The 11,612-nt window shown below is 64.3% G+C and carries 11 protein-coding genes; 6 read left to right on the top strand and 5 right to left on the bottom strand.

Features of this window, described 5'->3' with window-relative positions; all coding sequences use genetic code 11:
- The 4 genes from Q4P21_RS14670 to pta form a co-directional block, all read right to left on the bottom strand.
- A partial coding sequence (locus tag Q4P21_RS14670; RefSeq protein WP_303389479.1) for a glycoside hydrolase family 3 N-terminal domain-containing protein occupies positions 1–1,500 on the bottom strand: 1,500 nt, incomplete at its 3' end.
- Between the two features lie 148 nt (positions 1,501–1,648).
- On the bottom strand, positions 1,649–2,215 hold the full coding sequence (locus Q4P21_RS14665; RefSeq protein WP_303389478.1) for a GNAT family N-acetyltransferase: 567 nt from the start codon (positions 2,213–2,215) through the stop codon (positions 1,649–1,651).
- Positions 2,208–3,347 carry an acetate/propionate family kinase gene (locus tag Q4P21_RS14660; RefSeq protein WP_303389477.1) on the bottom strand — a complete coding sequence of 380 codons (1,140 nt, stop codon included), beginning with the start codon at positions 3,345–3,347 and terminating at the stop codon, positions 2,208–2,210. The genes Q4P21_RS14665 and Q4P21_RS14660 overlap by 8 nt, the downstream gene beginning before the upstream one ends.
- A complete protein-coding gene (gene pta / locus Q4P21_RS14655) occupies positions 3,347–5,440 on the bottom strand; it encodes a phosphate acetyltransferase (protein WP_303389476.1) in 2,094 nt (697 codons plus the stop codon). The genes Q4P21_RS14660 and pta overlap by 1 nt, the downstream gene beginning before the upstream one ends.
- 134 nt (positions 5,441–5,574) lie before the next feature.
- On the opposite strand from pta, the gene Q4P21_RS14650 reads away from it, so the two are divergent.
- The 5 genes from Q4P21_RS14650 (at position 5,575) to Q4P21_RS14630 (ending at position 10,508) form a co-directional block, all read left to right on the top strand.
- Positions 5,575–6,285, top strand: coding sequence for a hypothetical protein (locus Q4P21_RS14650; RefSeq protein ID WP_303389475.1), 711 nt, complete (start codon positions 5,575–5,577; stop codon positions 6,283–6,285).
- Between the two features lie 84 nt (positions 6,286–6,369).
- Positions 6,370–6,594, top strand: coding sequence for a heavy-metal-associated domain-containing protein (locus tag Q4P21_RS14645; RefSeq protein ID WP_303389474.1), 225 nt, complete (start codon positions 6,370–6,372; stop codon positions 6,592–6,594).
- Positions 6,595–6,627: 33 nt separating this feature from the next.
- Positions 6,628–7,338: a Crp/Fnr family transcriptional regulator gene (locus tag Q4P21_RS14640; RefSeq protein WP_303389473.1), complete on the top strand. Its 711-nt coding sequence runs from the start codon at positions 6,628–6,630 to the stop codon at positions 7,336–7,338.
- A gap of 167 nt (positions 7,339–7,505) precedes the next feature.
- A complete protein-coding gene (locus tag Q4P21_RS14635; protein WP_303389472.1) occupies positions 7,506–9,425 on the top strand; it encodes a cation-translocating P-type ATPase in 1,920 nt (639 codons plus the stop codon).
- 171 nt (positions 9,426–9,596) lie between these two features.
- Positions 9,597–10,508: an alpha/beta hydrolase fold domain-containing protein gene (locus Q4P21_RS14630; RefSeq protein WP_303389471.1), complete on the top strand. Its 912-nt coding sequence runs from the start codon at positions 9,597–9,599 to the stop codon at positions 10,506–10,508.
- Between the two features lie 18 nt (positions 10,509–10,526).
- On the opposite strand, the gene Q4P21_RS14625 is transcribed toward Q4P21_RS14630, so the two are convergent.
- Positions 10,527–10,823, bottom strand: coding sequence for a hypothetical protein (locus Q4P21_RS14625; RefSeq protein ID WP_303389470.1), 297 nt, complete (start codon positions 10,821–10,823; stop codon positions 10,527–10,529).
- A gap of 112 nt (positions 10,824–10,935) precedes the next feature.
- Between Q4P21_RS14625 and Q4P21_RS14620 the strand changes: the two genes are divergently transcribed.
- Positions 10,936–11,612, top strand: a 677-nt coding sequence (locus tag Q4P21_RS14620; protein ID WP_303389469.1) for a M50 family metallopeptidase, incomplete at its 3' end; no start/stop codon positions are given.

Here is an 11,612-nt window from a genome sequence, read left to right as displayed (position 1 = left end):
GCCATCGAAGTCCCCGGGGCTGAACATGGCGGTGAACCCCTGCCAACCGTGGCCCGCCTGCAGCCTGGCCAAGATATTCCCATGCCCGGTACCGGCATAGAACCAGAGATTCCCGGCACCGTCCCGCGCCATGAGGTCAGCATTGCCGTCGCCATTAAAGTCGCTGGGGCTGAACACCAGGTTGTAGACGTTCCAGCCGTAGCCAATCTGCACCCGCGGCAGCCAGCCGCCGCCACCACTGCCGGGGTACAGCCAAAGATTCCCGTCTGCGTCACGGGCGATCACGTCCGAGGTGCCGTCACCGTTGAAGTCCGTCTTGTACGAGGTGGCGCCGGGGCCGAACGCATCGGGGATCGCGGCTGCTTTGAGCTGGAGCACCTTCAGCGCGGCGGCATTGACCACGGACGCAAATGCCTGACTGGATTGGGCCTGGCCCAGGACCGCGTTGTACATGGCCGGAATATTGGCCGGATTGGCGCACAGGAGCATGCTCCCTCCGGCGTTGAAGAAGCTCGTGGCCCGCGTGGCCTGGGTCCAGGGCGCCAGCTGCTGGGCGTTGCAGAGGTCGTCGGAGAGGATGACGCCGTTGAAGCCAAGGTTTCCGCGCAAGATGCTCTGCATGATGGTGGCGGAAAATGGGCCGATATGAGCGGCGTCGATCTGGTCGTAGTACGCACTTGACACCATGACGATGCCGGTGCCGGCCGTGACGGATGCTTGGAACGGCTGCAGGTAGGCGTCATTGCTGGTGGTGACGGTGTCATGGACGTTGCCGCTGGTGTCCGTGTTCGCCGTGACCCGCCCGAGCCCTGGGAAGTGCTTGACGGCGGTGACGATGTTCGCCTGCGTCATGCCCGTGGCAAACGCAAGTCCGTGGCTCGTGACTACCTGGGGTGTGTAGCCGTATTCCCGCTGGTAGTAGCCGATGGGGGCGTTGGAAGGAGCGAAAGCCGCACTGGGCACTGTGTCCAGCACGGGCGCCAGGTTCAGGTTCAGACCGGCGGCCGCCAGCTGGCTGCCCCAAGCCAGCGCATTGGCCTGCAGGGTTGCTGGCGCCTGCGAGCCCTGGGACAGTGCCGTGGGGATCGTGGAGAATCCTGGACCGCTGAGGACCTGCACGTAGCCTCCTTCCTGGTCTGTGCCCACCAGCATCTTGACGTTTCCTGTGGTCGCGGAAGAGACTCCCACCGTCATGGCCTGCACGACGGCGGCCGTCACACCAGTGCCGGCGTCGCTGCGCCCGGAGAGGTAGACGTTGCCCACGTGGTAGTTGGACAGTGCGGACAGGGTCGCGGCGGAGGCACCCGTGGCGTCGGCGGCCACCATGAACAGCTGCCCTACCCGCTGCTCCATGGTCATGCTGGACAGCTGGACCCCCGGCGACACTGCTGCTGCCGCCATTGTGCCGGCCACTTGCGTGACCGGGGCCGGCGCCGCCGGTGCCGCGCCAACCCCGCAAAAGGCGGCGACAAGTGCGGTGGTTGTTGCGCAAAGCGTCAAGCGGCTGAGGATTTTTCGCATGGTTCACACGGCTTCGGGTGGCGGTTTTTCCTTGCATTCCACCCTACGACGGTCCCGCACAAATGGCTATGCTGCTGATGTCCCCGCAGCTGCGCTGATTCGCCCGCGGGCCGTTAGTTGCGCACCGCTAGTTGCGCACCACGGAGTAAATGGCCTCGGACGTCCATTCGCCCTTGAGGTACATGTTCTCCCGCAGCACGCCCTCCAGCTGCATGCCGAGGCGTTCACAAATGGCTGCCGACGCGCGGTTTCTGGCGTCGATCCGGGCCTCCACACGAATGAAGCCCAGCTGATCGAAAGCCAGTGCCATCACGGCCCGGGCAGCCTCCGTGGCGTAACCCTGCCCGCGTACTTCCGGCGCCAGCGTCCAGCCAATCTCGCCCACCCTACCGGGGGTGGCATCCCCGCTTTCGGGCTTGCCGCCGTCGTTCCATTTCAGTGCGATCTCCCCCACCAGCCCCGGCACCCCGATGCGTTCCACCGCAAATGAGGCCCAGTCGCCCGGACCGGTAAAGGGCTCCTCCGCATATTTCGCGATCAGCCCCATGCACTGCGCATACGTCCTGGCCTCCCCATAGAGGTACTGGGCCGTTTCGGGCAGGCGCTGGTAAGCGAAGTAGGCATCCAGGTCTTCGGTGGCAAAGCGCCGCAGCACCAGCCGCTCCGTGGTCAACGGGTAGGGAATTTCAACCATGGGCGCCAAGTACGACAGCGGTCGTCGCCTCTGCGATGGCCCGCTCCTCATCAGTGGGCACCACCAGAACGGGGATGGCCGACTCGGCTGAGCTGATGACCCGCGGTTCACTCGAGCGCACCAGGTTTGCTTCGGCGTCGAGCACCATGCCGAGGGCACCCAGCCGGTCCACGACCAGCTGGCGGAAGGCGGCGGAGTTCTCGCCAATACCGGCCGTGAAGATGAGCGCGTGGGCACCACCGACTGCCACGTGGTAGCTGCCAATGTACTTGGCCAACCGGTAGGAGGTGATGGCCAGCGTTGTTCGTGCGTGCTCATCCCCCGCTTCGGCAGCGTCCACAATGGCGCGCATGTCATTGTCGCCAAAGAGCGCCTTGAGCCCGGAATTGCGGTTCAGCAGCGTGTCAATTTCGTCCGCGGACATGCCTTGGCGCTGCAGGAAGATCAAGATTGAGGGGTCAATGTCGCCGCTACGGGTGCCCATCACCAGACCCTCCAGCGGAGTGAACCCCATGGACGTGTCAATGCTGGCGCCGCCTTGGATGGCCGTCAGCGAAACCCCGTTGCCCAAGTGGGCCACCACGGCGTTGAATTCCTCCAGCGGCGTCTGCAGCAACTCGGCGGCACGCCCCGTCACGAACTCATGCGAGGTGCCGTGGAAGCCGTAGCGCCTAATGCCGTACTTGCGGTACAGCGCATCCGGGACCGCGTACCGCCAGGCATGTTCAGGCAGCGTGCGGTGGAAAGCCGTGTCAAAAACGGCCACCTGTGGCATGTTCGGCCATTTGGCGGTGATGGCGCGGATCCCCAACACGTTGGCGGGGTTGTGCAGCGGAGCCAACGGGTTCAGCCGCTCAATGGCACGGGTGATCTCATTGTTGACGAGTACCGGTTCACTGAAGCGCTCCCCACCGTGCACCACACGATGCCCGACGGCGTCCAGCGGCCGTTCTGCCAGCTCGGCTTCCAGCACGGCGGCCACCTGGTCCATGGCTTCGCCGTGGTTGGCCGGGCCCTGCCCACCTTCACCGATGCGCTCGATCAGGCCCGTGGCGGCCACCTCGTTGGTGTCGGTGTCACGCACCTGGTATTTCAGTGAGGAGGAACCTGAGTTGATGACCAGCACGCGCATTAGGAATCCTTCACTTGGGTGGGTGAGCCTTGAGCCTGGATGGCCGTGATGGCCACCGTGTTGACAATGTCTTCCACGGTGCAGCCGCGGGAGAGGTCGTTGATGGGCTTGTTCAGGCCCTGCAGCACGGGGCCCACGGCCACGGCACCCGATGACTGCTGCACCGCCTTGTACGTGTTGTTGCCGGTGTTCAGGTCCGGGAAGATGAACACCGTGGCCTGCCCGGCCACGGTGGAGGACGGCAGCTTGGAAGCGGCAATGGTGGCGTCTGCAGCGGCGTCGTACTGGATGGGACCTTCGATCGCCAGGTCCGGGCGGGCCGCACGGGCCAGCTCGGTGGCCTTGCGCACCTCGTCGACCGCAGCACCCGAACCGGATCCGCCTGTGGAGTAGGAGAGCATCGCGATGCGCGGCTCCACCCCGAACTGGGCTGCGGTTTCCGCCGAGGCAATGGCGATGTCAGCCAGCTGCTCCTCATTGGGGTCCGGGTTCACGGCGCAGTCGCCGTACACCAGCACCCGGTCAGCAAGGAGCATGAGGAACACCGAGGACACGATGCGGACCCCTGGGCGGGTTTTGACGAATTCGAGCGCGGGTCGGATGGTGTTGGCGGTGGTGTGGGCGGCGCCCGAGACCATGCCATCCACGTAGCCGAGCTGGACCATCATGGTGCCAAAGTAGGAACCGTCCACCATGATCTCCCGGGCCCGGGCCAAATCCACGCCCTTGTGTGCCCGCAGCCGTTGGTATTCCACGGCAAATTCCTCGTGCAGCGGTGAGCTGGCCGGGTTCACGATGTTGATTCCACTCAGCTCCACACCGTGGGCGGCTGCCACTTCCTCAACGTCCTGAACCGAGCCGAGGACGGTCAGGTCGCACACGTCGCGGCGGTGCAGGATTTCAGCGGCCGCCAGCACCCGCCCGTCGGTTCCTTCGGGCAGCACGATGTGTTTGCGTTCGCTGCGGGCGCGTTCAATGAGTTCGTGCAGGAAACGCAGCGGCGTCATCGTTTCGGGTCGGGGCAGCGTCAGTCGTTCCAGCAGCTCCGCCTCGTCCACGTTACGGGCCCAGGCACCCATGGCGGCTGCCACCTTGCGGCGCTGCCCCGTGGTGATCTCACTACGCACCGCACTGATGGCATGCGCGGTGCTGTATGTGTCGTCGTCGTCCGAGAAGACGGGGAACGGTGCGTGCGCCAGGAACGGCAGCACATGCGGGTCCGGTGGAAGGCCGCCGGTGAGAACCATGCCGCTGGGGACCGGGAATTCCGGGGAGAACGCGGAGGCGAGCGAGGCGACCATGACGTCGGCGCGGTCTCCGGGGACAATGACCAGGTCGTTGGGTTCAAGGAGGTTCAGGAAGTTGCCCACGGTCATGGCCGCGACCTTGATGGCGTGGACGTCCCGGTCGAGCTCGGGGCTGCCGGCCATCTGGCGCAGGCCCAAGGCGGTGGCCACTTCGCCCACCGTGGGGCGGGAAATCTCGGCAATTTCCGGGATCACATACACGGGGCGGTGGCTGCGGCCGGGGCGTATGGCAGCCTTGATGGCCTCCATTTGCGACGGTTCCGCACGGTTGACCATCATGGCAAGCAGCGAACAGTTTTCGGAGGCGAGTTCCTTGCGGGCAACGTCGACGGCATCGGCGATCTCTTCGGGGTCGAGGCCACCGGCACCCACCACCGCCAGTATGGGCACGCCGAGGTTGTTCGCCAGGCGGGCATTGAGGTCAAACTCAACCGCCGCGTTCTGGCCGCTCAGCTCGGTGCCTTCAACAATGATGACGTCGCACTTCTTGGCAATCTCGCTGAAAATGTCCACGGCAACGGAATCGATTTCTTCGCGCCGGCCGGCAGCCAGCAGGGCGCGGGCCTCGGTGCTTGTCAGCCCTGCACGGCAGACTTCAGGGTCCAGCTGGTACATGCGGCGCAGCATGGTCACCGTGGGATCGCTCTCGGCATCCTCAGCGGAAGTGATGGGGCGAAAAAAGCCGATCCTGCCCGCGCGCCGGTGAAGGGCGTCCGCCAATCCCAAGGACACCAACGTTTTACCTGAACCAGGTGTGGTGGCACTGACATAAATTCCACGGGCCATGTTCAATTTCTTACCTTTCGCGCGTCTCGTCTTATCCAAGCACGGCAAGCCGCTCTCTGGAACATATTGCGGTACGGATCACCACCATGACGAAGTTGCCGTGCCTTCCACCTAGGGTTGAATGCATGGATGGAATGAGTGAACTTTTATTCGGCCGCATGACCGGCCCCTTCGACACAGTCATTGTGGCCATGTCAGTGGTGGGGACTCTTGCGATGTGCGGGGCACTGGCATTCCTAGCCCGACGTCATGAATTGGGCTGGTGGCTGGTGACTGGCTCGTTCCTGTTCTCCGGGCTGTCCACGCTGCTGAGCCTGCTCACGACGGGGGCACCCACGCCCCAATCCCTGATCCTGTTTGCCATAGGCGCTCTCATCCCAATGGTTCTTGGCATTGGTCTTGGCTTTTACGGACTGCTGTCCTTCCAAAAGTTCCCACTCACTGCACCAAGAACCCGCGGCATCACGTTGCACCGTTTCAGCGCCTCAACGATCCTGGCTCCGCTGGCCATGGCAGCCGTTTTCGCCTTGGCGTCCTTGATTCCCGTTGTTTCGCTGCGCGTCGCGTATGGCGAAGGCATGCAGCTGAGCCTTGGGCTGCTGCTCATGTCCTTGATCTCCGGTTTCCTTCTTGGGCTGCTGCCGGCGGGTCTGCTTGGTCTTGCCCACCGCAGCCGCTGGGCTTGGTTGCTGATCGCCGTTTCAGCACTGGCCAGCATTGGGGCCACGGTGCTCACCGCGAGAGGATCGGTGCTGATCTTCCTGTTCTTCGCCATGGCAGTCCTGGCCTTCTTCGGGTGGGGACGGTGGGGAAGCATCCCGGCAAAGAAGCCTTCACGTTCTTGACCCACGTCAAGGCGGCGGCATGCGGAACCGGGTGTACTGGTAACACCATCAAGGATCCAGACACAAGGAAAGGGCCAGCAGATCATGCGCACCGCCAAATTTGAAACCGAACCGTTCACCTGCCCGTCGTGCATCACCAAGATCGAGAACGTGGTTGGCAAGTTGGACGGTGTTGGCGAAACCAAGGTCATGTTCAACTCCAGCAAGGTGAAGGTGATTTTCGACGACACCCTGGTCACCGCCGATGCCATCGCCAAGTCCATCACGGCGCTGGGCTACCCGGTCCTGTCCCACAAGGTCGCCGCTTAGCCGGTTGACCCGGACAACTGGTTGACTGGGGTCATGGAAGATCACGCATCCCACCCCGGACACGCCCCACTGGAAGTTCTGGTGGGGCGTGTTCCCATTTTCAGCCAGCTGGACGACGTCGAACTTAAGGACATTGCCGGCCGCGTGAAGTTGCGCCACCACCGCCGCAATGAGCAGTTGTACGGGGCTGGTGAAAGCAACCCGCACCTGATGATCATCCACAGCGGGCACGTGAAGGTGTACCGCATCAGCGAGTCCGGCCATGAGCAGCTGATCCGTGTGCTGGGCGAAGGCGATTTCCTCGGAGACACGAGTTTCATCAGCGGCGCGCCAGCCGACCACTTCGCCAGCACCTTGGACGCGGCGGATATCTGCACGCTTCACCATGACGACCTGCGTGACTACCTGCTCCGCTTCCCCACCGTGACGTACAAGATGTTTGAAACCCTCAGCAACCGGCTGGAAAACACCGAACGCCAGGTCAGTATCTTTGCCGGGGAGGGTGCCGAGCACAGGATTGCCGGGTACCTGCTGGAGCTCGCCGGGGCGCAGGGCATTTCCAAGGACCATGGCGCCACCACGGTGGTTCTACCCATCGCCAAGAAGGACGTGGCCTCCTTTCTGGGCCTGACTCCGGAAACGCTCAGCCGCAAGTTCACCCAGTTTGAGTCCGCCGGCTGGATCCGCATGCAACCGCGGCGCACGGTGGAAATTCTTGACGTTACGGCACTCCAGCAACTCTAGGCGCGTCCACCCTGGGCACATCCAGCCTTAGGTCCTTCCGGCTCCAAGCAGTTCACGCATTCTTGACCCCGGTCAAGGCGACCGGCCCCCATTCTTGGCAAGCTCAAGGCAACAGTTGAGAACCCGGCCACACCGGCCGGGCACCACCGTTGGAGCCAAGGAGCATCATGACTGGCAGGACCAAAGCCCGGATCGCCGCCGCGACCGGCATCATGTTGATCGCAGCGTTGATCCTTCATCTACTGGAACTGTTCCCGGCGCGGGACGTCGTTCTGTTCGCCAGCGCCATCACCGCCGGCGTCCCCACCGCCATCCGGGCATTCCAGGCGCTGCGTGCGAAGGCGTTCAGCATCGACCTACTGGTGACCATCGCCGTCGTCGGGGCCCTGATCATCGGCGAATACGTCGAGGCCGCCGTGGTCTCCTTCCTGTTCATCTTCGGCGCCTGGCTGGAGGCCCGCACGCTGGAGAAGACGCGTCGTTCACTGCGTGAGCTGGTGGACATGGCGCCGCAGGAGGCGCAGGTGGTGCGCGACGGCGTGACACTCACCGTGGGCGTGGACGACGTCGTGGTGGGTGACCACCTGGTGGTCCAGTCAGGTGGCAAGATCGCCGTGGACGGCGTCATCGCCACGGGCCGCGGGCTCATCAACGAGGCCACCATCACCGGTGAACCCGTCCCGGCGTCCAAGTCCGTGGGAGACCGGGTCTACAGCGGCACCATCGTGGACAACGGCTTCATCGGCGTCACGGCCGAACAAGTGGGAGATGACACCACGTTCGCGCAGATCATTGAGCTGGTCGAGGAGGCGCAGGAAACCAAGACGAAGGCGCAGCGTTTCCTGGACAAGTTCGCGCAGATCTACACGCCGGCCATTGTGGTGATGGCCGCCGCGGTCCTGGTCTTCACCCGCGACATCGAGTTCGCGCTGACGTTCCTTGTCATCGCCTGCCCCGGCGCACTCGTCATCTCCACCCCCGTCTCCATGGTGGCGGGGCTGGGCAACGGCGCCCGCCACGGCGTGCTCGTCAAGGGCGGGGACGCGCTGGAACGCCTGTCCAAGGTCGACACCCTTGTCTTTGACAAGACCGGCACGCTCACCGTGGGACGGCCGGAAGTCACAGAAGTCCACCCCGTGGGAATGTTCGACGCCGACACCGCCCTAGCGCTTGCGGCCCGCCTTGAGCTGGCTTCCGAACACCCGCTGGGCCGGACCATCGTTGAGCAAGCCGTCGAACGCGGCATGGACGTCACAGCCCACCCAACGCATGTGGAGGTCATCAAGGGCGGAGGCATCCGCGGTGCAGTTGACGGGCACCAGGTGGCTGTCGGCTCACGCCGGGTGCTGGCCGCCATGGGCGTTCTGCTGGCAGACTCGACCGATGCACACGCGGTGGACCGCGAGCGCTTGGGCAACACAGCAGTGTTCGTGGTGATCGACGGTGTGCTGGCGGCCGTGGTGTCCATCGCCGACCAGATCCGTCCCGAGGCACGTGAGGCGATCGCCGCACTGCGCGCCGCCGGCATCAAGCAGTTCTACATGCTCACGGGAGACAACCGGCACACGGCGGAGCTCGTCGCCGCAGAGCTCGGCATCGACGTGGCGAAGGCGGAACTCCTGCCACAGGACAAGGTCCGCATCGTGACGGAGTTGAAGGCGGCAGGGCACAAGGTGGCCATGGTGGGCGACGGTATCAACGACGCCCCGGCCATTGCCACGGCGGACATCGGACTGGCCATGGGCGCCGGCACGGACGTGTCCATCCAGACGGCGGATGTCATCTTGATGGGCAACCGTTTTGACCAGCTGGTGCACGCGTACTCCCTGGCGAAGGCCACAGTGCGGAACATGAAACAAAACACCGTCATTGCCCTGGGCACTGTGGTGCTGCTGTTGGCGGGGGTGCTCACACACCAGGTGTTCATGGCAACGGGCATGCTGGTCCACGAGATCAGCGTCCTGGTGGTCATTGTCAACGCCGTCAGGCTGGTGCGCTACCGGGACAAGCGTGCAGCAGCCGCCACGGTTGCGGCAGCACCACTTTCCGCGGATGAGGGGGAAGCGTTGGTGGACGCGCAAAAGTAGGGCGAGCCAGCCAGCCCAAGGTGAGGGGTCCGGCGTCGTACGTACACCGGCCCCTCCCGGACGTGCCGGCGGGCATTCAACTATGATGTCCGTGTAGTCAATCTCTGGCCGCAAGCTTGGCAGTTTTCCACGTTTGCGGCCAACAACAACTGATAAGAATCGTCCTGACTCATGATCCTTCCTGATCGACTCATACCGGTGGGGCTGCGCCTGGCGAAAGCAAATGCAGTCTTTGCAACGGAAGCCGGGGCACGTGCCCGCCTCCGTGCTCGCACCCTTCGCCCCCGGCCCTACGGGCCGCCCCGCCTGCTCAGGTCGGACGTCACCGTCTCGGCCGCACGCAATAGTGCGGGCTGGCCCGTGTACACGCTCACGCCCCGCAATGCGAGCCCCCGCGGCAGCGTTTTGTATGTCCACGGCGGCGGCTGGGTTGGCGAGATCATGCTGCAGCACTGGCAGCTCGCGGCCCAAATAGCCGCCGAAGCCAGGACCACCGTCCAGGTGCTCATCTACCCCCTCGTCCCTTACGGAACGGCAAAGGACGTCATTGAAGGGGTCACCGATGCGGTCCTCGCTGCCACCCGGACGCATGGGCCCGCGGTCCTCGCCGGGGACTCTGCGGGAGGGCAGATCGTGCTCTCGAGTGTCCTGCAGCTTCGGGACCGGCACGGCGTCACCCTGCCCCGGACCATCGCCATCTCCCCGGCCGTCGACCTGTCCATGAAGAATCCCGACATTGCCGTTGTGCAACCGAGCGACCCCTGGCTCGGCACCAGGGGCACACAGCTTTTCATCGACCTGTGGAAGGACACTCTGGACGTGAACGACCCCGTCGTCAGTCCCCTCAACGGGGTGCTGGAAGGGTTGGGTCCCATCACACTTTTCACCGGAACACGTGACATCCTCAACCCCGACGGTCGTCTTTTTGCCGAGAAGGCAGCGGCGGCGGGCGTCGACGTCGAGTTCATCCAGCTCGAGGGCCAAGTCCATGTGTACCCGCTGCTGCCCACCGTGATTGGGCGGGACGCGCGCAAAGGGATCGTGGAACGGGTGTATCAGGCGTGCTGGTCTGAAGGTTCATGATCCAACGCTGCGGGCAGGTTAGTGGTGTTGGCGGACCTTCCCCGGCCCGAACGGCAGCCACGGCGCTGAATACCTGAACTGTTGCCCGTCACCGGGTCCCACGGTGAACTCCGCCTCGCCAAACCGCCACATCCGGTTGAACAGGAAGATCGTCACGGTGGCGGGGCCGGTTCCGGGCACCTTCCAGTTCCGCGTGCCCCACTGGGTTGGCTGGGCCGTGCCGTTGACGACGACGGTCGGCTTCGGCAACCAGCCAGGCCAGCGCTTGTGCAGGATCAGTTCGAAACGGCGGATTTCTTTCGGGGAGGGGTTCACGGTTGTCAGCCTACCGCCGCAGCCCGAAAGGCACGGCACAGGGCCTGCAGGCTGACACTTTCGCTGCTCCGTCAGGGCATCACCAGCCATCTCGCATAGGATTCCTTGGGTGATGAATGAATCCCTCCGTGCCGTGGACTCCTGGTGGCAGGCCGTGCTTTCCGGCTTTGCCCGCACCGGCTCCCCCACCGTCCCGGCACTGTTGCTGCTGGGCATTGTCGCGGCCGCCGTGGTGCTGAGCATTCCGCGCGCGACGTGGCGCTGGTTCGGTCTCTACGTCACGTTTGTGCACGAGTTGGGCCACGCCTTCGCCGCACTCATGACGGGCCGGTACATCCACGGCCTGAAGATTGGGCTGGACCATTCCGGCCAGCTGGTCAGCAGTGGTCGGCGCGGATTCAGTGCCACATGGTCGGGTTTTTGGGGCTACCCGGCACCGGCGGTGGTTGGTACCGCACTGGTGTGGTCGGTGTCCGCTGGATGGGCCGGGGCGGCGGCGTCCATCGGCGCGCTCATCTTGTTGGTGGCGCTGATTTTCCTGCGCAATTTCACCGGCATCGTGGTGGCACTGCTCAGCGCCGCGATCGCCCAGTCCCTCGTCATGTTCGCCGACCCTGTCACCGTCAGTTACGTCATCCTGGCCCTTGGCATCGCTTTGGGCGTCGGGTCCGTGCGCGACTTCTTCAAGGTCGCAGCCGTCCACACCCGCCGCCGCAACCAGCTCGCCAGCTCGGACGCGTTCATTCTGGCCCGGTCCACGGGCGTTCCGTCCTTCATCTGGCTCACCGG

Source organism: Arthrobacter sp. (genome assembly GCF_030540645.1).
Classification (GTDB): Bacteria; Actinomycetota; Actinomycetes; order Actinomycetales; family Micrococcaceae; genus Specibacter.
The sequence above is the reverse complement of the archived record's forward strand: the minus strand, read 5'-3'. Positions and strand labels throughout refer to the sequence as shown.